The sequence below is a fragment of the Natronomonas aquatica genome (assembly GCF_024449025.1).
Lineage (GTDB): Archaea > Halobacteriota > Halobacteria > Halobacteriales > Haloarculaceae > Natronomonas > Natronomonas aquatica.
Window position 1 is genome coordinate 60815 of the sequence record NZ_JAHLKM010000006.1, and the last position, 23201, is coordinate 84015.

Annotated in this window: 18 protein-coding genes; 12 read left to right on the forward strand and 6 right to left on the reverse strand. The window is 65.5% G+C overall.

What is annotated here, in order from left to right; all coding sequences use genetic code 11:
* Nucleotides 1–47 precede the first annotated feature (47 nt).
* Nucleotides 48–1064 (forward strand): MBL fold metallo-hydrolase, encoded by a 1017-nt coding sequence (locus KM295_RS06995; protein WP_256029235.1) that lies wholly within the window; start codon nt 48–50, stop codon nt 1062–1064.
* A gap of 6 nt (nt 1065–1070) precedes the next feature.
* On the opposite strand, the gene KM295_RS07000 is transcribed toward KM295_RS06995, so the two are convergent.
* Nucleotides 1071–2156: a sensor histidine kinase gene (locus tag KM295_RS07000; RefSeq protein WP_256029236.1), complete on the reverse strand. Its 1086-nt coding sequence runs from the start codon at nt 2154–2156 to the stop codon at nt 1071–1073.
* 303 nt (nt 2157–2459) lie between these two features.
* Here KM295_RS07000 and KM295_RS07005 point away from each other — a divergent pair, with 303 nt between their 5' ends.
* The 4 genes from KM295_RS07005 (at nt 2460) to KM295_RS07020 (ending at nt 7115) form a co-directional block, all read left to right on the forward strand.
* A complete protein-coding gene (locus KM295_RS07005) occupies nt 2460–2603 on the forward strand; it encodes a ribbon-helix-helix domain-containing protein (RefSeq protein WP_256029237.1) in 144 nt (47 codons plus the stop codon).
* A gap of 56 nt (nt 2604–2659) precedes the next feature.
* Nucleotides 2660–4759, forward strand: coding sequence for a ribosome rescue protein RqcH (gene rqcH, locus KM295_RS07010; RefSeq protein WP_256029238.1), 2100 nt, complete (start codon nt 2660–2662; stop codon nt 4757–4759).
* An 83-nt stretch (nt 4760–4842) separates the two neighbouring features.
* On the forward strand, nt 4843–5982 hold the full coding sequence (locus KM295_RS07015) for a DUF4013 domain-containing protein (protein ID WP_256029239.1): 1140 nt from the start codon (nt 4843–4845) through the stop codon (nt 5980–5982).
* Between the two features lie 65 nt (nt 5983–6047).
* Entirely contained in the window at nt 6048–7115 is a 1068-nt protein-coding gene (locus KM295_RS07020) for an mRNA surveillance protein pelota (RefSeq protein ID WP_256029240.1), read from the forward strand.
* 21 nt (nt 7116–7136) lie between these two features.
* Here the strand turns inward: KM295_RS07020 and KM295_RS07025 are convergent, their stop codons facing one another.
* Complete coding sequence (locus tag KM295_RS07025) at nt 7137–7904, reverse strand: MBL fold metallo-hydrolase (RefSeq protein WP_256029241.1); 768 nt, start codon at nt 7902–7904, stop codon at nt 7137–7139.
* Between the two features lie 85 nt (nt 7905–7989).
* Here KM295_RS07025 and KM295_RS07030 point away from each other — a divergent pair, with 85 nt between their 5' ends.
* Nucleotides 7990–10812: an ATP-dependent helicase gene (locus tag KM295_RS07030; RefSeq protein WP_256029242.1), complete on the forward strand. Its 2823-nt coding sequence runs from the start codon at nt 7990–7992 to the stop codon at nt 10810–10812.
* Here the strand turns inward: KM295_RS07030 and KM295_RS07035 are convergent.
* Both KM295_RS07035 and KM295_RS07040 read right to left on the reverse strand, forming a co-directional pair.
* The gene (locus KM295_RS07035; RefSeq protein ID WP_256029243.1) at nt 10809–12503 is read right to left on the reverse strand and encodes a hypothetical protein; all 1695 of its coding nucleotides are present in this window, start codon (nt 12501–12503) and stop codon (nt 10809–10811) included. The two genes, KM295_RS07030 and KM295_RS07035, sit on opposite strands and share 4 nt — an antisense overlap.
* Before the next feature lie 73 nt (nt 12504–12576).
* Nucleotides 12577–14034, reverse strand: a complete 1458-nt coding sequence (locus KM295_RS07040) for an RtcB family protein (protein WP_256029244.1) — start codon at nt 14032–14034, stop codon at nt 12577–12579.
* Nucleotides 14035–14269: 235 nt separating this feature from the next.
* Between KM295_RS07040 and cheB the strand changes: the two genes are divergently transcribed.
* Genes cheB through KM295_RS07065 form a run of 5 tightly spaced genes read left to right on the forward strand, consistent with a single transcriptional unit; the run spans nt 14270 to nt 20639 of the window.
* Complete coding sequence (cheB, locus tag KM295_RS07045; RefSeq protein WP_256029245.1) at nt 14270–15361, forward strand: chemotaxis-specific protein-glutamate methyltransferase CheB; 1092 nt, start codon at nt 14270–14272, stop codon at nt 15359–15361.
* Nucleotides 15358–17640 (forward strand): chemotaxis protein CheA, encoded by a 2283-nt coding sequence (locus tag KM295_RS07050; protein ID WP_256029246.1) that lies wholly within the window; start codon nt 15358–15360, stop codon nt 17638–17640. Before cheB ends, KM295_RS07050 begins: the two co-directional genes overlap by 4 nt.
* Nucleotides 17637–18455, forward strand: coding sequence for a CheR family methyltransferase (locus KM295_RS07055; protein WP_256029247.1), 819 nt, complete (start codon nt 17637–17639; stop codon nt 18453–18455). Before KM295_RS07050 ends, KM295_RS07055 begins: the two co-directional genes overlap by 4 nt.
* Before the next feature lies 1 nt (nt 18456).
* Nucleotides 18457–19779: a HEAT repeat domain-containing protein gene (locus tag KM295_RS07060; RefSeq protein WP_256029248.1), complete on the forward strand. Its 1323-nt coding sequence runs from the start codon at nt 18457–18459 to the stop codon at nt 19777–19779.
* Nucleotides 19776–20639: a CheF family chemotaxis protein gene (locus KM295_RS07065; RefSeq protein ID WP_256029249.1), complete on the forward strand. Its 864-nt coding sequence runs from the start codon at nt 19776–19778 to the stop codon at nt 20637–20639. Before KM295_RS07060 ends, KM295_RS07065 begins: the two co-directional genes overlap by 4 nt.
* 18 nt (nt 20640–20657) lie before the next feature.
* On the opposite strand, the gene KM295_RS07070 is transcribed toward KM295_RS07065, so the two are convergent.
* Nucleotides 20658–21653, reverse strand: a complete 996-nt coding sequence (locus KM295_RS07070; protein WP_256029250.1) for a VOC family protein — start codon at nt 21651–21653, stop codon at nt 20658–20660.
* Nucleotides 21654–21780: 127 nt separating this feature from the next.
* Here KM295_RS07070 and KM295_RS07075 point away from each other — a divergent pair, with 127 nt between their 5' ends.
* Nucleotides 21781–22104 (forward strand): hypothetical protein, encoded by a 324-nt coding sequence (locus KM295_RS07075; RefSeq protein ID WP_256029251.1) that lies wholly within the window; start codon nt 21781–21783, stop codon nt 22102–22104.
* A gap of 9 nt (nt 22105–22113) precedes the next feature.
* Here KM295_RS07075 and ahbB read toward each other — a convergent pair whose 3' ends face one another.
* A complete protein-coding gene (ahbB, locus tag KM295_RS07080; protein ID WP_256029252.1) occupies nt 22114–23172 on the reverse strand; it encodes a siroheme decarboxylase subunit beta in 1059 nt (352 codons plus the stop codon).
* Nucleotides 23173–23201: the final 29 nt, after the last annotated feature.

The window sequence follows — 23201 nt, forward strand, 5'->3', positions numbered from 1 at the left end:
CCATCGAGGACGGCCGGACGGGGCAACCGCACTCGAGGGGAACCCACATGACCGACCCGAAGCTGGGGTTCGAACTCGGCGTCGTCTCGCTCGGCGGTTCGGCCTTCGAAGGCGAAAACAGCGTCTACCTGCTCGGACTCGAACAGGGGGCAACGACGACGCTCGTCGACACCGGCGTCGGTGCCGATCCGACCCGTCGGGATCTCAGGGCGGGGCTCGATCGGTACGGGGTGTCATTCGGGGAGATCGATCGGATCCTCCTGACACATTATCACGGCGATCACTCGGGGCTGGCGGGCGAGATACAGGCCGAAAGCGGCTGTCCGGTGTTCGTCCACGAGGCCGACGCGCCGCTCGTCGGGGGGGATCCCTCGGCGCTTTCGGATCAGTCCGAACGGCTCCGGCGGTACATCGACGTCTGGGGGATGCCGGAGGACAGACAGGACGAACTCCTCTCGTTTCTGGACGCCTCGGACGTCACCGGGAGCCGCCCCGACGTGACGCCGTTTACTGCAGGCAAGACCTTCGAGGTCGGAAATATCGACCTCGAAGCGGTACACATGCCGGGGCATACGGTCGGACTGACCGGGTACGCGTTCGACGGCGTCGACGGCGAGGAGGTCTTCAGCGGCGACGCGCTGTTGCCCTACTACACGCCGAACGTCGGCGGCGCCGACGTCCGCGTCGAGGGCGCGCTCGAGGCGTATCTGGACACGCTCAGTGGGATCATCGAGCGCGGATTCACGCGGGCCTGGCCGGGCCACCGCGGTCCGATCGTCGATCCCGCCGGGCGCGCCGCCGACATCGTCCACCACCACCGCGAACGGACCGAACGCGTGTTGGACGTACTGGCGTCGGGCCCGGCGACGCCCTGGGAGGTCAGCGCCGAACTGTTCGGCTCGCTGTCCTCGATCCACATCCTCCACGGCCCCGGCGAGGCCTTTGCCCATCTGGAACATCTCGAAGCCGCCGGGATCGTTTCGCGGGACGGACGAACCTTCGAACGCGTCGATCCCGATCCGGACCTCGATCCCCTGTTCCCGGACGTATCGGGTGCGGTCTGACCTTTTTCAGGCCTTCGGGAACCACACCCGGAACCGCGTCCCGGTCGGCGAGCGATCCCCGACCCCGACACGGCCGCCGTAGGACTCGACGAGCTTCCGGACGAGGTACAGCCCCAGCCCGTCGCCACCACTCTTGTCCGTCCGGACGCCCGGATCGAAGACGGATTCGCGGATCTGATCCGGGATCCCACGGCCGTCGTCGGCGATCTCGACGACGACGCCCTCCTCGGTCTCCGCCGCGGCGACGGCTATGGTGAGATCGTCGGGCGGATTGTGTGTCACGGCGTTGTCCAGGATGTTGTGAAACACCTCGTCGACGAACTGGTTCGATTCGACGTATAGCCCGTCATCGATTCGGGTCCGAGTCTCGATTTCGGGGGCGTTGCTCTGGATCACACTCATCTGCTCCCGGAGAACCGTGGAGAGATCGACGGGTTCGAACTCTTCGTCGCCGGTTTCGGATTCTAACACGGCGTTGGCCGTCTCCAGGAGCCGTTCGATATCGGCCGACCGGTCCCGGATGCCGGCGACCGGATCGACCCGGGAGTCGACCGCGGCAGGATCGACCGCCTCGGTGTACTCCGAGATCGCCATCAGGTGGTTCTGGATGTCGTGATCGAGCAGCCGCAACAGGAAGACGAGCGTCTCCTCGCGCTCGGCTTTCTCGGCGACCAGCCGCCGGTTCCGGACCGCCTGCCCACGGTTGAGCCCGACGAGGACGCCGGCCGCCGCCCCGACCGAGCTCACGATGACGAACTCGTTTAAGAACTCGAGTGTGACGACGCCGGCACTGAGCTCCGAGGCCGATCCCCAGACTGCGAGAAACCCCATCAGCGCCGCCCCGAACGCACACCGCTTTGCCGCGATCAGACACTCGTCGGTCGAGAGGTCACTCCGGTAGACGAGGATCCCGGACATGGTGAGGATGTAGCCGAAGAGGACGTGGACGACGACCCCGAGAACGAGCCGATGGAGCGAGGTCGTTCGGGGCCGATACAGGACGAACCACAGCGCGAGCCCGGCGGCCGCAAACGCTATCCCGAGCGTCCAGAGGAGTATCGCGACCTGCGATCGACGGCGGTTCTCAGACATCGATCGTGATCCCGGTCGGTCCCCCGAACGATCTATGCCGAAATCGGCGGCGGCGGAGCGCATCCGGGTGGCCTGCGGCTCGGACCGTCGGGTAAGGGTACCCCGCCGGAGGCTGTCGGTCAGAGATAGCTCCCCGCATACATCGCAGTATCACACCGGAGGTCACCACTGTTCGGGTCGCTTCACGGACCGTTTCAGCGTTCGAAACGGACGGCTCGACGCCGGCCGTGCGTGCCGGCGGCACCGCGGCCGACATCGAGGGAGGGCGACAGTGTTTTATCCTCTCCCGATGTCGGTCGCAGTATGCCACCGTCCGACGAAGCCGTCGAGATCGACATCGCGTTCGACGACGGCCTGCTCGCCCGGATCGATCGCCTGTGTCACACCCCGGGATACGACACCCGCTCGGACGTCGTCGCGGCGGCGATCGAGGCCAAAGGCGAGTAGCCGGGGCGCGCCGGACGACCCGTCAGGCATTTCTTCGGGCCGAATCAGCTACGTGTATGGACCGAAAGCGGGCGATGACGAGCGTCGATCTCGCCGCATTGGTCGGTGAGTTACGCGAGTACACCGGCGCAGTCGTCGACAAGGCGTACCTCTACGGCGACGGTTTCGTCCGTCTGAAGATGCGCGATTACGATCGGGGGCGGGTCGAACTCGTCCTCGAAGTCGACGACCCCAAACGCGCCCACGTCGCCGCCCCCGAACACGTCCCCGACGCCCCCGGACGGCCACCGAACTTCGCGATGATGCTCAGAAACCGGATCGCCGGCGCGAACTTCGAGGGCGTCGAACAGTACGGCTTCGATCGTATCCTCACGTTCCGGTTCGAACGCGAGGACGCGACGACGCTGGTCGTCGTCGAGCTCTTCGGGGACGGCAACGTTGCCGTCCTGAACGAAGACCGGGAGGTCATCGACTGTCTCGAGACCGTCCGGCTGAGTTCCCGGACAGTCGCCCCCGGCTCGCAGTACGGCTACCCGGAGGAGCGGTTCAGCCCCCTCGGTTGTGACTACAAAACGTTCGCCGCGCGGATGAGCGAGTCGGACACCGACCTCGTCAGGACCCTCGCCACACAGCTCAACTTCGGCGGTCTCTACGCCGAGGAGCTGTGTACCCGGGCCGGCGTCGAGAAAACGATCGACATCGAAGAGGCGACCGACGACCACTACGAGGCGCTCTTCGGCGCGCTCGAACGCCTCAGAGAGCCGATTCTCGAGGGGCGGACCGATCCACGGCTCTACGAGACCACGGAGGGTGAGGTCGTCGACGCGACGCCGCTTCCCTTGCGGGAACATGAGGCCGAGGGCTACGACGCGACCGGCTTCGAGAGCTTCAACGGCGCGATCGACGAGTACTTTTACCGACTGGAGAGCGAGGCCGAGGAATCGGTCGAGACGGGGAGCGATCGTCCGGATTTCGAATCCGAGATCGAAAAGTACGAACGTATCATCGAACAGCAGGAGGACGCGATCGAAACGTATGAACAGCAAGCCGAGCGCGAACAGCAGAAAGCGGAGTCGCTGTACGGAAACTACGATCTCGTCGACGAGATCCTCTCGACCGTTCGGGAAGCCCGCGAGGAGGGACGTTCCTGGACGGAGATCGAGGACACGTTCGAGGCGGGTGCCGAACGCGGGATCGGGGCGGCCGAAGCGGTCGTCGGTATCGACGAGGCCGAGGGGACGGTCGCGATCGACCTCGGGGACGGGAAGATCGACCTCGATCCCTCGGTCGGCGTCGAGAAGAACGCCGACCGGCTCTACACCGAGGCAAAGCGCGTCCGGAGCAAAAAGGAGGGCGCACAGGCGGCGATCGAGGACACCCGCGAGGATCTCGAAGACGTCCGACGGCGTCGCGAGGAGTGGACAGCCGACGACGAAGAATCCGAGGAAGGGGCGGACCGAGAGCGGGATTACCTCTCGATGGCGTCGGTCCCCGTTCGCTACGACGAGAAGTGGTACGAGCGGTTCCGGTGGTTCCGGACGAGCGACGGCTTTCTGGTGATCGGCGGGCGAAACGCCGACCAAAACGAGGAACTGGTCACCAAGTACCTGGATCCTTCAGACCGGTTCTTTCATACCCAGGCCCACGGCGGGCCCGTGACGATCCTGAAGGGAACCGATCCCGGCGAGCCGGCCCGTGACGTCGATATTCCGGAGCCGAGCAAGCGGGAGGCCGCACGGTTCTCCGTCTCCTATTCGTCGGTCTGGAAGGACGGCCGTTTCGAGGGCGACGCCTACGAGGTCGGCCCGGATCAGGTGTCGAAAACGCCCGAGAGCGGCGAGTACATCGAGAAGGGGAGCTTCGTCATCCGCGGCGACCGCGAGTATTACCGGAACGTCGCCGTCGGCGTCGCCGTCGGCGTCAAATGCGAACCCGACACCCGCGTGATCGGCGGTCCGCCGACGGCGATCGAGCCGGTCGCCGAAACCGCGGTCCGGATCGAGCCCGGCCAGTACGCCCAAAACGACATCGCGAAGCGGCTCTATCGGACGCTCCGCGAGCGGTTCTCGGATACCAGCTTCGTCCGAAAGATCGCGAGCCCGGACCGGATCCAGGAGTTCTGTCCGCCCGGCGGAAGCCGAATCGTTGACGAGTGACGACTCTCCCGACGGCGGCATCGCGACAGGTCGGTCCGGATCTGTCCACGGGTTATAAGCGCCCGCCGGTCGTCGGATGCGGTATGTTCCGGCAGGCGCTGGGTTATCCCACCCGACCGCCCGAGGGCGGACGCTCCGTCCTCGCCGGCGGGCTCGCTCTCATCGCGATCACCGCCTGTTTCGGGGTCGCGACGCTCGATGCTCCGTACGCGTATCTGGCCGCCGTCGGCCTCCTTCCGTGGCTCCTCGTCCGGGGGTATTACGTCCGAACCATCCGAACGACGATCGGCCGGGATCGCCCCCTACCGCCCCGTTTCGGCGACCTAAAGCGGTTGCTCCTCGACGGCGTGACCGCGGTCCTGATCGCCGTCGTCTATCTGTTTCCCGGTGCCGTCGTCCTCGGACCGCTCGCTGTCGTCCGGGCGTTCGAGCCCGACGTGGTCACGTCGCTCACCGCGTCGGTTCCAGGTTCGGCGGTCACGGCGCTTTCGGCCCTCGTCGGACTGCTGGCGGTCGTCGCGCTCATGTCGGTCATCGGCGCGCTCTACGTCCTTCCCGTGGCGGTCGCGCGGTTCGCCCACTCCGGTGAGTGGCGGCGGGCCCTGGAACTCCGGACGGTCGTCGACGGCGCGCTGACGGAGGATTACGTCATCGCGTGGGGAGTTACCGTCGTCCTGCAGGCGCTTTTGTTGCCCGTCGCATACCTGCTTCGAGTCGTGCTCTTCGGGTTTTTCCTGCACTTTATCGTCGCCGTCGGCGTCCGGTACTGCTACGGACAGGGAGTCGGCGCGGCGCTCGAGTTGGACCCCGTCGGATCGGATCACGCCGACGCCCGCACGGGCGGCCCCGACGCCGACGTCGAACGTGATCCCGTACCGGCGTTCACGCGGGTCGATACCGCACGGTGGGGCGTCCGCCCCGGCGAGGACGACGAACCGATGTCGAAGAGCCGTCGGTTCGGTGGGGAGGTCCGTTCTCGAGGCTCCGTCGTCCCTCCCGAACCGACGGACGAACCGGGAGGCCAGTCCGCCGAAGTGACTGTCGCGGATGCCGGCCCCGGGCGGGAGTCTAGGGGTGCAGGCGACCTGGGGGCCGACGGGACGGATGACCCAGACGGATCCGACGACATGGAGGACCCCGAGGGCTCCGAAAACGGCGAGAGATGGGATCTACCGTCCGCTGTCGAACGGGTTGTCGACGACGAGACGGGCCCGGACCGTTGAGAGACGCTTCGAGAACCTGTGTGTCGAATCCGAGAGCACTTACCCCTGCCGGGCGGACGGCCCGTATGCGTATTGCCGACCGCGAGGACGCCGAGGGCCGTCGGGAACGGATCACCGTCGTCCCGGAGAGCCTCGATGACCTGTGGCATCTCACGTACATCCTCGAGCCCGGCGACGCGGTCTCCGGCGACACGACCCGCCGGATCCAGCGCGACGACGACAAGATGCGGGACACTGGCGGGCAACGCGAGCCGATGTGGGTCGAGATCGATGTGAGCGACGTCGAGTTCGCGAAGTTCTCGAACCGGCTTCGCGTCGGCGGCGAAATAACGGGTTGCTCGCGGGAGGACCAGATCGGCTTTCATCACACGTTCAACGTCGAAGACCACGACGAGGTGGCCATCGAGAAAGTCTGGCAGGTCGATCAGCTCGAACGTCTAGAGGAAGCCGTCGAGGCGGCCGAACAGCCCGACGTCGCGATCGTGACCGTCGAGGAGGGTGAAGCCCACGTCCACACCGTCGCCCAGTACGGCGTCGAGGAACGGGCGACGATCACGGGGACGACCGGCAAAGGCGAATACGCCCGAGGGCGCGAGGAGCTGTTCGACGAACTCGCCTCGATCGTCGGACGGCTCGACGTCGAGGCGATCGTCCTCGCCGGCCCCGGCTTCACGAAGCAGGACGCCCTCGATTACATCGAGGGCAACGCCCCGGAGGCGGCCGAAAAGATCCAGACCGTCGATACCGCAAGCGTCGGCGACCGCGGCGTCCACGAAGTACTCAAACGGGGTGCGGTCGATCGGATCCAGACGGAGACACGTATCTCGAAGGAGGCCGAACTCATAGACGAACTGATGGAACGGATCGCCGAGGGTACGAAAGTCGCCTACGGAATCGAGGAGGTGGCCGAGGCCGCCGAGTACGGCGCGGTCGAACAGCTGTTGATACTTGACGAACGGCTCCGGGTCGAGCGGGCCGGTGAGGGGGATTGGGAACTCGACGTCAACGACGTCGTCGAGAACGTCGAACGGCAGGGTGGAGAGGTCACCGTCTTCTCACACGAGTTCGACCCCGGACAGCAGCTTTCGAATCTGGGCGGGATCGCCGCCTTGCTCCGGTATCGGCTGAACTGATCGGGAAGTCGAACCGGATCGTCACTCCCCGTCCCGCCGTCGGAGATCGACCGTCAGCCCGTCGCGGGCGACCCGGACGTCCCCGTCGAACCGTTCCTCGACCGACTCGGTCATCTCGTCGTGGTGGCCGTCGGTATGGGGGTACAGATGCGTCAGATAGACGCGGCCGATCTCGTGGCCTGAAAGAACCGCGCCGAGCTGGCTCGGCGTCGGGTGGTTGTCGACATCGATCCCGTCAGGGAACGAACAGTCGTGGGCGAGGACGGCCGATCCGTCGGCGAGCTCGGCGACCGATTCGACCGCCTCGGTGTCCGCCGAGAATGTAAAGGCCGCGTCGGCGGTCTCGAAGCGGTAGGCCAGACAGTACATCGAGTGGACGGTCTCGACGGCCTCGATGTCGTAGCCCGCAAGCGAGAACGCTCCGGGACCGACCTCGCGAAACGAAAGCTGGAACCGCCCCTGCATGTAGTCGTGAACCGAAAGCAGCCCCTCGAGTAGTTCCCTCGTGCCCTCGGGACCGACGATCTCCAGTTCGGTCTCGCCGGCCAGCCACCGCGCCTTCAGAAGCGCCGCGAGATCCGAGACGTGATCGAGGTGATGGTGGGTCAAAAGGACGGTTCCGATCCCCTCGTAGCCGACGTCCGTCGCCGCGAGCCCGTGGAGGACACCGCTGCCGCAGTCGACCAGCAGTGGTTCGGCGTCGCCGTCGGGGTCCTCGAGCAAGAGACCGGTCTGGAACCGCTCGCCGGTCGGCATCGCCGCACCGGTTCCCAGAAACGTTACACGCATACCGGCGTCTCGGCGCGAGGTGGCAAGTGTGCTGTGGTTGATCGAGGGGAACGCACTTGCCGATCGGACGCCTACGGGTGGACAGATGAGTGAGGCATCTTCGGCAGAAGCCTCCGTCCGAAAGCGGCTGGCCAAACACGGGTTCGAGTACGACACCGAAGCAGTCGACATCGACGACGCCGACGCCTTCTCCCGGCTCGCTTTCGACGTCCAGGAGTGGTGGATCGAGCAGTTCGGTGAGTTCGTCCCCGAAAACGGCGGACTCTTCACCCCCCCACAGAAGGGGGCGATCCCGCGGATCGACGAGGGGGTCAACACGCTCGTCTGTGCGCCGACCGGCAGCGGCAAAACTCAAAGTAGCTTTCTGGCGATCATCGACGACCTGTTCGAACGTGCCGAACAGAAGGACGAAGGGCTCGAAAACAGCGTCTACTGTCTGTACGTCTCGCCGCTGAAGTCACTGGCCAACGATATCCACCGGAACCTCGCCCGGCCGCTTTCCGGGATCACCGATCGGCTGGCCGATCGCGGCGAGGATGTCGAGATCCGACACGCCATCAGACACGGCGACACGAGCGACAGCGACCGGCAGGCGATGCTCGAGGAGACGCCACACATCCTCAATACGACCCCCGAAACGCTCGCTATCCTGCTCAACAGCCCGAAGTTCAAACGGAAACTCGAGACCGTCGAGTACGTCATCGTCGACGAGATCCACTCGCTCGCCGAGAACAAACGCGGGACGCATCTGTCGGTTTCCCTCGAACGGCTCGAACGACTCTGTGAGACCTCGCCGACACGGATCGGCTGTTCGGCGACGGTCGAACCCCTAGAGACGATGGGGCAGTTCCTCGTCGGCGGGACGCCCGGTGGGAACGACGATGACGGCGACGGCGAGGCCGGCTGGCAGTCCCACGAGTTCGACGTCGTCGACGCCCGCTTCGTCCGGGAGTTCGACTTGGAACTCGAATGTCCGACCGACGATCTAATAAACACCCCACGGAAGGTCATCACCGACCGGTTCTACAACCGACTCGACGATCTCGTCTCCGAGCATACGAACACGCTGGTGTTTACGAACACGCGGTCGGGGGCCGAACGCGTCCTCCATAACCTCCGCGAGCGCGGCGAGTACGACGAGTCCAACTCCGGCTGTCACCACGGCTCGCTCTCGAAGGACCGCAGGACAGAGATCGAGGAGGGGTTGAAGAACGGCGATCTCGACGTCGTGACGACGTCCACGTCCCTGGAGTTAGGGATCGATATGCCGTATATCGACCTCGTGGTACAGGTCGGCTCGCCCAAGAGCGTCGCCGCACTGCTCCAGCGCGTCGGACGGGCGGGTCACCGCCTCGACCGGACGGTCAAAGGGCGGATCGTCGCGCTGGATCGGGACGAACTCCTCGAGTGTGCGGTCATGTTAAAAAAGGCCGAGGAGGGCTTCGTCGACCGGGTGTTCGTCCCCGAGAACGCCGGGGACGTCGCCGTCCAGCAGGTCTACGGGATGGCCATAAACGGCCCACGCCCCGAAGCGGAGATCAGAGAGATCCTGAAAAGCGCCTATCCCTACCGGAACTACACCGACGAGGAGTACGAGTCGCTGTTTCAGTATCTGACCGCCGACTACGACGGGATGGAGGACAGAAACGTCTATGCAAAAGTCTGGCGTGACGAGAACGACCCGCCCGGCGGCGAACACCACTACGAGGATTTCGAGCCGGGGACGCCGCTCGTCGGCAAGCGTGGACGCCTGGCCCGCGTCATCTACATGACGAACATCGGGACGATCCCGGACTCGTTCAGCTGTGAGGTGTTTACCCGCTCGGGCGAGGAGTGGGTCGGCAGCCTCGACGAGGAGTATCTCGACACCCTCGAGGCCGGCGACGTGTTCGTCCTCGGTGGACAGCGCTACGAGTATCGCTACCGGCGTGGGTCGAAAGTCTACGTCGACCCGACGAGCGCCCGGCCGACCGTTCCATCGTGGTTTTCCGAGCGGCTCCCGCTGTCCTACGACCTCGGCCGGGAGATTCTCCGGTTCAAGCGGGAGCTTCTGGATCGGCTCGAATCGGACGGGCCACCCGCCGTCCGGCGGTGGCTCCGGGAGCTCCCGCTCGATGAGAACACCGTTCGTGGTCTGACTCGGACCTTCGATACCCAGCGGCGCTACGCCGGCACCGAGAGCGTCTCGACGGACCGGCGACTCGCGATCGAGGTCGAACTCGACCGCGAGGAGTACCGGCGGAACTACTACGTTCACGCCAACTACGGCCGGCAGTTCAACGACGGGCTCTCCCGGCTTTTGGCCTACCGCTGTGCCCAGCGGGCGAACGCGAACGTCAAAATCGCGGTCGCGGATCAGGGATTTACGCTCTCGATGCCCCTGAACCGGAAGGTCGATATCGACTCGATTCTCCGGGGAATCGATCCGGCTGACGTCCGCGAGGATCTTCGCGCGGCGCTCTCGGGGACCGACCTGCTCAAGCGGTACTTCCGGATCAACGCGACCCGGTCGCTCATGATCCTCAAACGCTACAAGGGCCACGAGAAGTCGGCGAGCCAACAGCAGGTCTCCAGTGAGATGTTGCTGGGGTTCGCCGAGGAGAAACCGGGGTTCGCGGTGCTAGAGGAGACGTACCGGGAGATCTTGGAGGACAAACTCGACGTCGAAGCGGTCGAGACGTTCCTCGCGGACGTCGACGCGGGGAAAATCGACGTGGTCCGACACCGGATCGATTCGCCGACCCCGCTGGCGTTCGGGCTGGCGACGCTGATGGCCAGCGACGTCGTACTCGCCGAGGACGAATCGGCCGTCCTCCAGGCGTTCCACGAGCGCGTGATGTCCGAGATCGGCGAGAGCGAAGATCCCGAAATCCCTGTCGATACCGACGGCGGAACGGAAGATCCCTAGCCGCCAGCGACGGTTCGGTTGTCCCCGGCACGCTCGTCGTCCGGCTCGACGATCGTCGTCTCCTGGCCACGCTCTACGGGGATCCGTTCGACCACGTCGCCGTTCTCGTCGGTGATGATGATGTAGTAGGCGACTTCCCGGTCCGTATCGTCGCCCTCAACCGGTTCCAGATCCGATTCGTCGACCGTACCGGCGACGAACGACCGAACCGCGTCGTCGTCGCGGATCTCGACGGCCCGGCTCGAATCGGCGTTGACGAAGACGTTCCGCGTCACGTCGGTGAAGTCGGTCGGCGAGACCTTGATGTGCCACCACAGGTCGCCGTCGATCGTGACCGGAACCGGCTCGGTGACGACGAAGTTCTCACCCCAGTTCGTCTGTGAGTCCGCCGATCGAGCGATCCCCATGGCCCGTTCGGGGCCGGTCAACGTTTCCTCTTCGGTCCCGAAGAAGGCGTACTCGCCCGTTTCGGCGTCGGCGAACCACACCTCGTCGAGCCCCCGGGTATCCTGTCCGTACGGCTCCATGGCGGTCACGTACGACATCCGCTCGTCCTCCAGGTCGATGACGAACGGCTGGGCGTTGTCGGCGCCGGAGGGGAGCCGAGCCACCTCGATTTGCCCCTCGTGAGCGCCGACGACCGAGAGTTGGTTGACGATCCCGTTCCGATAGCCGAGCGATCCCATCTCATCGCGCGTGAGTGTGAGCGGATACAGCCGCTGGCCCTCGAGAATCGGGTTCGATCGGGCCTCTTGCGGGCTGAGGTGTTCGATCTCGCCGTCGGGGTGGAGCAACGCGCCGCCGTCCCACGTCGGCGTCGTGTGTGGCAGCGGCGTCAGGTGCCACTCGTGGCCCGTTTTCGGGTAGTACATGTACGGTCGCCCGTCGTGGCTGAACTCGACGGCTGCGTCGTCGTACTTCGCGAAGTAGTCGGTCTTCTTGAGGTTCCAGTCGGCCGATCGGTGCAGCACCATCCCCTCGCCGTAGGTGAAATCCTCCTCGTAGACCTGGATCTGTCTGTCGTCCATCCGGGTCATGTCGGTGACGAGGACCCCACGCTGGTGTTCGACGACCCTGTTCCGGAAGCCGTCGGGCTGGATCGCATAGGACCACGCCAGCGATCCGTTCTCCATGCGGGCGATGTCGCTGGTCCCCAGCCTGTGTTGACGGTACGAGACCGATCCGCGGGTGGTGATGTCGGCCACCTGACGGGGAACGACCCGCGGGTTCTCTGGGTTGGCCTGCGGGAACTCCTCGACCTCGGTCGCCTCGTCCATCGTCTCTTGGGCCAGCGTCCGCTGTTCGAGCATGCCGGCGGGTACGCCGACGAGTACCGAGAGGACGGCGAACACACCGACGGCGACGGCGAACAGCCGGAGTTTCCGTCCGGGGGACCCCTGAAGACTCAACAGGACCTCGAGCGGGCCGTCGGCCTCGCGCAGGACGCGTCCGATCGGGGGCCCCGAGTCCCCGACGTCGAACGGCGGAAGAAACCAAAGCACGAGCGCTGCCAGGATCGATCCGCCGCCGAAGACGGCCATCCCGGGCGAATAGAGGATCCCGTAGACGATCCCGTGCCAGAGCGGCCGGGTGAGATACCCCACGAAGAGAACGATACCGAGACCGAGGAGTCGTATGGCGGCGTGGATCGCGAGCGATCGGGCGCCGCTGGAGGGACTTTCGTCTGCCATCGGGGGAGATAGCGCGGCCCCAGTAATAAGCGTCGGCGGTGTGTTGACCCGGTCGTTTATGATCGGTCGCGAATCAGCCCTTGATATTACAGATCGGCGTGACCCGGACGACCTTGTCGCCGATCCCGAGTTCGTCCGAAACCCGGACGACCTCGTCGACGTTCTTGTAGACGCCGGGGGCTTCCTCGGCGATCGTCGCCCCGCTTTGAGCCTTGACGTAGACCTCCCGGTCGCGCAGGTCCTCCTGGACGTCCTCGCCCCAGTACTCGTTTTTCGCCCGCGTTCGGCTCATCAACCGGCCGGCGCCGTGGGCCGTCGAGCCGAACGAGACGTCCAGCGATTCGGCGCCGCCACAGAGGACGTACGATCCGGCACCCATGCTGCCGGGGATGATGACCGGCTGGCCGACATCGCGATACGCCTCGGGGACCTCCTTCCGTCCGGACGGGAACGCACGCGTCGCCCCCTTCCGGTGGACGTACAGCTCCTTTTCGCCGCTGTCGACCGCGTGAGTCTCCTTTTTCGCGATGTTGTGGGCCACGTCGTAGAGCAGCTCCATCTCCAGATCGCGCCACGAGGCCCCGAAGACGTCCTCGAAGACGGTCCGGGTCCGGTGGGTGATGAGCTGTCGGTTGACCCATGCGAAGTTGATCGCCGCACACATCGCCCCGTAGTACGCCTCTGCGAGCTGCGAGCCGGCCGGCGCGGCGGCCAGTTCCTTGTCGGGGAGCTGTGAGAGCAGCCCGCCGTGGGCCTGCTCGATCTCCCGGAGGTAGTCGTTGCAGACCTGATGGCCCAGTCCACGCGAGCCGCAGTGGATCAACACGACCACCTGTCCTGCCTCGAGCCCGTAGGCGTCGGCGATCCGCTCGTCGAAGACGTCGGTGACGCGCTGGACCTCCAGAAAGTGGTTCCCCGACCCGAGCGAGCCCATCTGGTTTCGGCCGCGGTCCTTCGCCTTGTCGGAGACGGCCGCCGGATCGGCGTCGGGTCGTCGCCCCTCGTCTTCACAGTGGGCCAGGTCCGACTCGACGGCGTATCCCTCCTCGAGACACCACTCGACGCCACTTTCGAGGGCGGCTTCGACCGTTCCCCTATCGCCCTCGACGATCCCGCCGCCGCCGAGCCCCGTGGGGATCGCCTCGAAGAGCGCGTCGACGAGTTGCTCCTCGCGACCACGAACGTCGTCGTATTCGAGGTTTGTTTTCAGCATTCTTACGCCGCAATTTATATCGTAACCGATCGATCCGGGCGAAATACAGCCGTTCTCGGCGTCGATCCCCGCGACGCCGCCGACCGGGAATCCGTACCCCTGGTGGCCGTCGGGCATACAGATCGCGTACTTCTCGATCCCCGGTAGATGGGTCGCGTTCTTCAATTGCTGGAGCGTTTTGTCCTCGGCGATCTCCTCGAGCAGGCGTTCGCTGGCGAACACCCGGGCCGGGACGCGCATACCGCCCTCCGGGGGGATCTCCCAGACGTGTTCGCGGACCTTATGGAGCGTAATCCCGCCCGCGTCGAACGTGGTCATACCTACCGTTCGACGGCGGCGGCCCAATAAGTTACGACACGGTCGCCGGTCCCCGGAGACGTATCGAACTGCGTGACGAGCAGTGAGTCCGAACGGGTATTGATATGGACTCCGGAAAAGGTCCACGTATGAGCGAGTCGGTTGCACCGTTCCGTCCCGGAACCGGGACCCAGTTTCGCCCCGGCTGGAACGCCATCGGACCTGGGGTGAAGGTCGAACCGGAGTTCGAAACACCATGACGCGGGCCGAGGTCGCCGGCGCCCGGTCGTCGACGGATCTCCGGGCCGTCGTCGTCGATGACTCCCAGTTCATGCGCACCGTCATCGGCGACATGCTCGAAGACGAGGGAATCTCGGTCGTCGAGACCGCTTCCGACGGCGCCGCCGGTGTCGAGGCTGTCGAACGGCACGATCCGGACGTGGTCACTATGGACCTCAAAATGCCGGGGATGGACGGTATCGATGCCGTCGAAGAGATCATGTCGATCCATCCGACGCCGGTCTTGGTGCTTTCGGCCCACGCCGCCGACGGCGCCGAGTTGACCTTCGAGGCGATGGACCGCGGCGCGGTCGACTTCTTCGAGAAGCCAAGCGGCGAGGTCTCGGTCGGGATCAAACAACAGCAGGACAGACTCGTCGAGACGGTTCGGTCCGTCGCGGCGGCGGACGTTTCGGCGACCGAGGCGGCGGCCGATCACACGCCGACCACCGCGAGCGTCTCGGGTCCGGCCTCCGAGTACGTCGAAAACCCGACGCTTCTGATCGGTTCCTCGACCGGCGGTCCGACCGTAGTGGAGGGAGTCCTCAGCGAACTCCCCCTGGAGGCGGATCTGCGGATCCTCGTCGTCCAGCACATGCCGGACGGGTTCACCGATCGGTTCGCCGAACGGCTGGATTCGGCGAGCGAGTACAGCGTCAGGGAGGCGACCGACGGCGCACGGATCGGCGGCGGCGAGGCCCTGGTCGCGAAGGGGGGCAAACACCTACGGGTGTCGGGGTACGGCGGCGGGCGGATCCGCGTGTCCCTCTCGGAGAGCGAACCGGTCAACAACGTCCGCCCGGCCGTCGACGTGACGTTCGAGACGGCGGCGGCACAGATCGACGGGCCGCTGACGGCCGCGATACTGACCGGGATGGGAAAAGACGGGGCCGAGGGAGTCCGTAACGTAAGCGGCGCCGGCGGAACAGTGCTCGCACAGGACGAAGAGACATCCGCGGTGTTCGGAATGCCACAGCGGGCGATCGAGACGGGGGTCGTCGACGACGTCCGACCCCGGGACGAACTCGCCGCCGGCGTTCTGAACGCGATCACGACACGGGAACAATGAACGACGATCACATCCACGCCTTCGTCTCCGAGAGCCGCGAGAGCATCACGGACCTCAACAACGCACTCCTGGCGCTCGAGGACGATCCGAACGACGAAGAGGCGATCGAGTCGGTGTTCCGAACGGCCCACACGCTGAAGGGGAACTTCGGCGCGATGGGCTTTTCGAACGCCAGCGACCTCGCCCACGTACTCGAGGACCTCCTCGACGAGATACGCGACGGCAACATCGAGGTCACACCCGAGATCATGGACGCCGCCTTCGAGGGCGTCGACCGGATCGAGACGATCGTCGACGAGATCGAACGCGACGGCGACTCGAAGACGAACCCCGAGGAGACGACCGCCCGGCTTCGGGCGGCGATCGAGGAAGGAAACGCGACAGCCGCCGACTCGGGGGCGGTCGAGGAAGCGACCGGATCCGACGGTGACACTGGGGACGCCGACGCGGAATCCGAATCCGACGGCGTCGACACCGACGTGGCGTTCGCTCACGCCGAGGAACCACCCGTGTTCGAAGACACCGACAGCTTCGTCCACGCCCGAATCGGCGTCGATCCCGACGGGATGCTCGGTGTCGACGCGATGTTGGTTCTCGAGCCGGTCTCGGAGACGTTCGACCGGATCGAGACCGCCCCGGAGCGGGACGAGATCGAGGAGGGCGAGTACGACGGCGAGTTCGATCTGTTCGTCCCGGACGCCGATCCGGACGACCTCGCCGAAACGCTCGAAACGGTCGGCGCGGTCGAACGCCTCGAGCTGACCGAGATCGGAGCCGACGCGGAGAGAACGGCCACCGGAGCCGATGAAGCGGTCGAGGAAGCCGACGAAACGGACGTCGCCGACACAGTCGGTGGCGAGGAGACGACCGACGCGGCAACTGACGGTCCCGAGGAGGCCGATGAAGCCGGGGATGCCGGGAAAGCAGACGAAGCGACCGACGACGGCAACGCGAGCGAAGACGACGGGGACAGCGGTTCCGACGGCGGAAGCTCCCAAACGAGCCCCTCCAGCGGGAGCGATATCTCCTCTGTCCGGGTCGACGTCGACCGGCTCGACGAACTTCACGGCCTCGTCGAACAGCTCGTCACCGGCCGGATCACGATCCGTCGTGCCATCGAAAACGAGGACTTCGAGACGGCCCAAAACAGTCTGAACGACTTCGATAAGGTAACCTCGCGGTTGCAAAACACCGTCATGGACATGCGGTTGATCCCGCTCCGACGGGTCGTGAGCAACCTCCCCCGCGTCGTCAGGGACGTCGCCAGAAGCGAGGGCAAGGAGATCTCCTTCGGGATGCACGGCCAGGACATCGAACTCGACCGGTCGATCCTGACCGAGATCGAGGACCCGCTCATTCATATCCTCCGCAACGCCGTCGATCACGGGGTCGAAGCGCCCGAGGAACGCGAGGCGGCCGGCAAGCCACGCGAAGGGGAAATCGAGCTCCGGGCCACCAGAGAGCGCGATCACGTTACGATCACCGTCTCCGACGACGGCGCCGGGATCGATCCCGACGCGATGCGCCAGAAGGCCGTCAATGAGGGGGTCATACCAGAATCCGAGGCCGAGACGATGCCCGACGACGAGGCGTACGACCTGATCTTCCATCCGGGCTTTTCGACCGCCGAGGAGGTGACCGACGTGAGCGGCCGCGGCGTCGGGATGGACGTCGTCCACAGCACGGTCGAACAGCTCGACGGCACCGTGAACGTCGACAGCGAACTCGGCGAGGGGACGACGGTCGAACTCCGGCTTCCGGTGTCGGTCGCGATCGTCAACGTTCTGTTCGTCACCGTCGGCGAACAGGAGTACGGGATCCCGATCAAGAATATCGACGAACTGACACACGCCACCGATACCGAGACGGTCAACGGCGAGACGGTCGTCAGACACGACGACGAGGTGTATCCCGTCATCCGACTCGAGGAAGCCCTCGAGATCGAAGGACAGATCGCGGCCGCTCGAGCCGCGGAACCCGACGACGCGGCGGTCGCGACCGACGGCGGTCCCCCCGAGGAAAGCGGCAGCCAGAACGGGTCGGATTCCTCGGTCGAAACCGGCGACGGCCACCTCTCCGACGACGACGGTATGCTGGTTCGGATCCGCGAGTCCGTCCGCCCGGTCGCGCTCCGCTGTGACTCGTTTAGCGATCAGGAGGAGGTCGTCGTCAAGCCGCTGGAGGGGTCGCTCAGTGGGATTCCGGGGCTCAGCGGTACGGCAATCCTGGGCGACGGAAACATCGTTCCGATACTCGACGTGGTGAGTCTCGAGAGATGAGCCGGACCGACACCGAACCGGAACTCGGCGAGGTCGTCCAGTATATCGCCGACAGCATGGCCTTCGAGCCGGACTCCTACAACGAGTCGTATCTCGATCGCCGGGTCTCCGCCCGGATGCGTCGGACCGGCTGTGAGGAGTACGGCGAGTACCTCGAGTTGCTCTCTTCGGACGCCGACGAGCGGGCGGCGCTTTTGGACGCGTTGAGCATCAACGTCACGAGCTTCTTCCGGAACCCCGAGGTCTGGGAGGGCATCCGGGACGTGCTCGCCGAGCTGACCGAGGACAGCCGGACCGTCAGGTGTTGGAGCGCCGCCTGTGCCGACGGGCGGGAGCCGTACTCGATCGCGATGCTCGCCCGTGACGACCGGCGGATCGACGAGGGTGCAGTCGAGATCACCGCGACCGACATCGACGCCGAGACGCTCGGGGAGGCCCGCGAAGGCGTCTACGAATCGACCCGCACCACCGATATCGGCGCACAACTGGAGCCGCTTTCGAACCCGAACGATCACGTCGACGTTTCCGAGGACGGGACCGCCTTCACCGTCAGGCCGGCGGTCAAACGGATGGTGTCTTTCGAACAACACGACCTGATAAGCGGCCCCGCAAAGAGCGGATACGATCTGGTTCTGTGTCGGAACCTCCTGATCTACATCGACCGGTCGTACAAAGAGCCCATCTTCGAGACGCTCACCGGGGCGCTCCGATCGGAGGGAATCCTGACGATCGGGAAATCGGAGACGCTGCCGCGGACGTTCAGAAATAAATACGAGCCCTACGATAGGAGCAACCACATCTACCGGAGGGATTGAGATGTCACTGTACCAGCTGGAGCGAGAGCGGGATATCGACGAGCTGGTCGAGACGCTGCGCCGGAGTGACAACCCCTCGATCCGTCGCCGGGCGGCCGAGATCATCGGCGGGCTGTTCGAGTCCGACGACGTCGACGGGACCGACGTCCTGCCGGAGCCGGAAACGCAAAACGATCTCGGGATCGAAACCGAAAACACAGAGACAGAGAGCGATTCCGTCGTCGACGTGTTGGTCTCCGTCGTCGGAGAGGACGACGACAGGGGCGTCAGGGCCGCCGCGATCGACGCCCTCGATAAACACAGCCAGGAGGCCATCGAGCGAGTCGTCACCGAACTGTCCGAGAAAGATCTGGGGTCCGCGGCGGACTGGGTCGCGGCGAAGGCGTTCGCGGAGGTTCTCGACGACGAGCAACCGGAACTTCGCATGGCGGCGGCGACCGGGCTGGGACGGGTCGGCGATCCGAGCGTGACCGCGGCACTGGTCGAACGCCTCGAAGATTCCGATCCCAGAGTCCGCTGTCGGTCGGCAACCGCCTGCGGCCGGATCGGGGATCCGCGTGCGGTCGAACCGCTCGAGGAACGGCTCCGGAACGACCGGGACATCGACGTCCGTCGAGCGGCGGCCGAGGCGCTCGGCGAGATCGGCAACGAGGGCGCGATGCGGGTGTTGATCGACGGGGCCGGCGACCCGAACGAGTCGATCCGCCGGGTCGTCGCGGATTCGCTCGGAGCGTTCGGAAGCGTCGCGCCGGTCGAGACGCTGGCCGACCTTCTCGAGGACGAAAGCGAGGCGGTCCGGCGGACGACGATGTTCTCGATGGTCGAGATCCTCTCGAACGCCCCGCCACAGCGGAGCCACGACGTCAGGGAGGCGACCGCGGAGAAACTCGAGTCGGCCACCGCCGGGGAAGTGATTCCACCGCTCTCGGAGATCCTGACCGAGAGTTCCGGCACCCCACAGCGGCGTAACGCCGCCTGGCTCCTCGGACGGGTCGTCGGCGACCAGCACCGCGAACTCGCCCGGGAGGCGCTCGTCGACGCCCTCGGCGACGACGACGGGATGACCGCCCAGTTCGCCGCGACCAGCCTCGCCCGACTCGGGGACCCGTCGCTCGAGTCGGAGCTGCTCGAACTCGTCGACGACTCCGAGGCCGACGAGGCGGCACGCTCGAAGGCACTGTTCGTCCTCGGAAAGGTCGGCGGCGAGACGACCCGTGAGGAACTCGGCGAGTTCGTCGACCGGAGCGAAAGCGACGCGCTCCGCGAGCAGGCGTTCTCCGCGCTGTCGAAACTCGGCGGGATCGGCGCCGGTGAGACCCCATGAGCAAGTCGGAACGCAAGCTGATGGACACGACCGGCCGGTTCACGCAAGTCGTCCGCGACGGCCGGAAGCTCAACGACATCGACTGGACCGACGGCCGAATTCTGCTTTCGAACCGACGGCTCGTCCTCGCCGGCACCGAAGGCAAGCGGACGCTGCAGCTCTCGAAGATCGACCGCATCGAGGGACGATACGACGTCAACCGGACCATCGCACAGGTCACCGACTACGTGAGCGTCCGGATCGGCAAGGACGTCTATCTCGTCTCGACCGGCGAATCCGAGAGCTTCGAACGGATGTTGCACAAGACGATCCTCGACGGCGAGATCGTTCTCGTCAAACACCCCGCCATCGAGGGCGGCGTCGTCCAGGACGTCAACTGGCGGAAGGCCCGCGTGAAGATCGACGAGGACGCGGTCAACCTCGCCGTCGAGGACGGATCCTTCGTCCAGATCGAAATCGACGACGTCGGGACAATCGAACAGAACGAACGGACGGTAAAATCGGAGGACAGGCCGGTCTTGGAGGCCGAACACACCGTCGAGGGGACGAGCGTCGAGACGTACCTCTCAGGGAACGGCAAACACTGCTCGGTGTTGAGTTCCGTCCTCGAGCGGGGTGCCGAACAGAACGCCTCGTCGATCGACCTGAGCAAGGACGAAACGGAGGTGCTGATGGCGCTGTACTCGGGCGTCTCCTCGTTCGAGGTCCCGGAGTTTCTCGATATGGATCCCGACGACGTCGAGGAGATCTACGAGCGGCTCATCGAACTCGACGTCCTCCAGGAGGTTCGGATCAGACGGGAGGTCGCTTTGAAACCCCGCGGACGGAACATCGCCAGTGAGTCGATGAACAGCCAGTAGCGGTAGCAGCGTCGGGTTTCAGTCGTCTGTTTCGGCCCGGGCAGATTCGGCACGGGGGATCGTCACGTCCGGGAGCGCGTTTTCGATCTGTTCTCGCTGTTCCTCGAACTCACCGGGGAGTACGAGCCGTCCGCCGAGGTCCTCGGGCGGTTCGTCGCTGGCGTAGCCGGGGCCGTTCGTGGCGAGTTCGAAGAGAACGCCTGCGAACTCCCGGAAGTAGACCGACCGGAACCAGTGGCGGTCGATCTGTTCGGTCGGACGAAGCCCCATCGACCGGACGGCTTCGCGCATGGCGTCCTGATCGGCGTCGGTCGGCGTCCGAAACGCGACGTGATGGACCGTCCCCGATCCCTGCCGGCCCGCCTCGACCGCCGGGAGGACGTCGACGTATTTACCGACGGGTCCGCCGGCGGCGAACCGTGTCCGCTCCTCGCCGGGGACGTCCTCGGCTACCCCCTCGGTTCCGTGTTCCTCGAACCCCATCGTCCCCAGCAGATCCTCGGTGGGACCCGGATCACCGAGCCAGAGGGTAACCGAGTGGAACCCGCGGATCGCTGCCGTCTCGGGGACGAAAGCCGTCCACGGAACCGTCGGATCGTCCTCGGGGAGCTCGACCTCGACCAACTCGACGGGGAGCCCGCCGGGATCTTCGAAGGGGAGGACGGTCTCTCCGAACCGTTCGATACGCTCGCCGTATTCGACCCCGTACCGGTCGAACCGCTCCTCCCAGTACCCGAGGCTCCCTTCGGGGACGCGGAAGGCGGTACGGGCGACCTGCCCGGAGCCGACGCTCCCGCGGGAGAGATCCTCCCACGGGAAGAAGGTCATGCTCGTCCCAGGCGTACCCTCGGCGTCGCCGAAGAAGAAGTGGTAGGTCCCGGGGTCGTCCTGGTTGATCGATCGCTTGACGAGTCGGAGCCCGAGCGTCTCGATCCAGAACTCGAGGTTGCCCTGGGGGTCGTTCGTGACACAGGTGACGTGGTGGATGCCGGGCGTCGGCGGTGGCGTCGTCATCACCCCTCGGTACGGGCTCTGGAACCTTGAACGTGCGCTGACACGGATGTTACCGGCTATCCTCGCCTCGCCGCGGTTCGGGCGACAAACAGGTATATTTTTAATTACTGATGCTAGTTACAACGGTATGGCTGTCCATGGCACTCGAGACGCCGGCGCGGGCCTCGCTACTCTCCCGGAGGTCGTGCCGTTCGAGATCCCGCATCTGTCCCGGCTGAGCTGGGAACTCGGCTCCCGTGTGATCGAGGGTACGGAGTCGGTACACGCCGGCGAGTGGCGTCACGCGAGGGGACGGTGGCGACTGTCCGTCTTCGAGGTAACCGACAACACCGTCCTCATCCGTGTCCGCACCTCGGTCGGCAGGGAGCGCTTCTACGACGCGATGCAGTCCGAACTGGAGTCGGCGCTGCCGGCGATCGAGGCGTCGGCCTCGTGGCGTCGGATCGAGTGACCGAGGGTACTACTCTCCGCCCTCGACGATCGCCTCGTAGCGCGCGCCGGTCTGTTTCAGCGTCTCCGTCGAGTAGAGCCGCTCGTGGTCGACAGGCAGATACTCCGTGGCCAGTTCGTCGATCTTCGTATCGACTGCCGCCGGATCGCGGCCGTGGATCATGGTAAAGAGGTTGTAGGGCCACCCTTGTTCGCGCCGGCGGGGGCGGTGATAACACAGCGTCACGTAGGGGAGTTCTCCGACCGTCTCCCCGTAGTCGTCGAGGTCGCCGTCGGGGACGTCCCAGACGACCATGCAGTTCGAATCGAACCCGGTCACGACGTGGTTGACGATACAGCCGATCCGCTTGATACAGCCGTCCTCGACCAGTTCTTCGATCGCAGCCAGCACGTCCGAGACGGGTGCGTCGACCGCCGAAGCGATCTCCCGGTACGGCGTCTCCGAGAGCGGGAAGCCGTCCTGGATCTCGAGGATCAGCCGCCGATCGAGCGCCGAGAGGTCGGCGGCGGCCGTCTCGGAGATCCGGGTGGCGTCGACGTCCGTCGAGGCGACGGATTCGCGGGCGAACCGGTCGCCGTTGACGACCGGGAACTCGAGGTCGATGTAATAATCGGTCACCATCGGCAACTTCAGCACGGAACAGCCGGTCTCGGATTCGATTTCGGCGAGGATCTCCTTCCGTTTTTCCAGCGAGGCCGCCGTGACGACGAACCACATGTTCCACTCATGATCGCGGCGGTAGTTGTGGTTCACCTGGCGGTGGGCGTTGACCGTCTCGGCGATCTCCGCAAAGCGGTCTTCGGGGGCTCGAACGGCGGCAAGCGTCGAGGAGCCGATGACAGGGGGATTCAGAACCGCGCCGAACCGCCGGAAGATACCGGACTCATAGAGCCGCTCGACGCGACGCAAGGCCTCGTTCTCGTCGGTCCCGAGTTCCGCCCCGACCCGCCGGAACGGACGCTCGACGACCGGAAACCCCGACTGGAAGCCGTCGATGAGCGCCGCGTCGACCCCGTCGAGGTCGGCGCGCCAGTCACCATCATCGCCCTCGGAGGCTGGCTTACTCATTACCCCACCTAGGGACGCGGGGGTTTAGG

What these genes read in the sequence shown, in the direction of transcription:
- KM295_RS07035 (WP_256029243.1), bottom strand. Translation starts at nt 12,503, where the DNA reads ATGGCAGACGAAAGTCCCTCCAGCGGCGCCCGATCGCTCGCGATCCAC.
- ahbB (WP_256029252.1), bottom strand. Translation starts at nt 23,172, where the DNA reads ATGAGTAAGCCAGCCTCCGAGGGCGATGATGGTGACTGGCGCGCCGAC.
- rqcH (WP_256029238.1), top strand. Translation starts at nt 2,660, where the DNA reads ATGGACCGAAAGCGGGCGATGACGAGCGTCGATCTCGCCGCATTGGTC.
- KM295_RS07040 (WP_256029244.1), bottom strand. Translation starts at nt 14,034, where the DNA reads ATGACCACGTTCGACGCGGGCGGGATTACGCTCCATAAGGTCCGCGAA.
- KM295_RS06995 (WP_256029235.1), top strand. Translation starts at nt 48, where the DNA reads ATGACCGACCCGAAGCTGGGGTTCGAACTCGGCGTCGTCTCGCTCGGC.
- KM295_RS07020 (WP_256029240.1), top strand. Translation starts at nt 6,048, where the DNA reads ATGCGTATTGCCGACCGCGAGGACGCCGAGGGCCGTCGGGAACGGATC.
- KM295_RS07050 (WP_256029246.1), top strand. Translation starts at nt 15,358, where the DNA reads ATGAACGACGATCACATCCACGCCTTCGTCTCCGAGAGCCGCGAGAGC.
- KM295_RS07005 (WP_256029237.1), top strand. Translation starts at nt 2,460, where the DNA reads ATGCCACCGTCCGACGAAGCCGTCGAGATCGACATCGCGTTCGACGAC.
- KM295_RS07060 (WP_256029248.1), top strand. Translation starts at nt 18,457, where the DNA reads ATGTCACTGTACCAGCTGGAGCGAGAGCGGGATATCGACGAGCTGGTC.
- KM295_RS07015 (WP_256029239.1), top strand. Translation starts at nt 4,843, where the DNA reads ATGTTCCGGCAGGCGCTGGGTTATCCCACCCGACCGCCCGAGGGCGGA.
- cheB (WP_256029245.1), top strand. Translation starts at nt 14,270, where the DNA reads ATGACGCGGGCCGAGGTCGCCGGCGCCCGGTCGTCGACGGATCTCCGG.
- KM295_RS07000 (WP_256029236.1), bottom strand. Translation starts at nt 2,156, where the DNA reads ATGTCTGAGAACCGCCGTCGATCGCAGGTCGCGATACTCCTCTGGACG.
- KM295_RS07065 (WP_256029249.1), top strand. Translation starts at nt 19,776, where the DNA reads ATGAGCAAGTCGGAACGCAAGCTGATGGACACGACCGGCCGGTTCACG.
- KM295_RS07025 (WP_256029241.1), bottom strand. Translation starts at nt 7,904, where the DNA reads ATGCGTGTAACGTTTCTGGGAACCGGTGCGGCGATGCCGACCGGCGAG.
- KM295_RS07070 (WP_256029250.1), bottom strand. Translation starts at nt 21,653, where the DNA reads ATGACGACGCCACCGCCGACGCCCGGCATCCACCACGTCACCTGTGTC.
- KM295_RS07055 (WP_256029247.1), top strand. Translation starts at nt 17,637, where the DNA reads ATGAGCCGGACCGACACCGAACCGGAACTCGGCGAGGTCGTCCAGTAT.
- KM295_RS07075 (WP_256029251.1), top strand. Translation starts at nt 21,781, where the DNA reads ATGGCTGTCCATGGCACTCGAGACGCCGGCGCGGGCCTCGCTACTCTC.
- KM295_RS07030 (WP_256029242.1), top strand. Translation starts at nt 7,990, where the DNA reads ATGAGTGAGGCATCTTCGGCAGAAGCCTCCGTCCGAAAGCGGCTGGCC.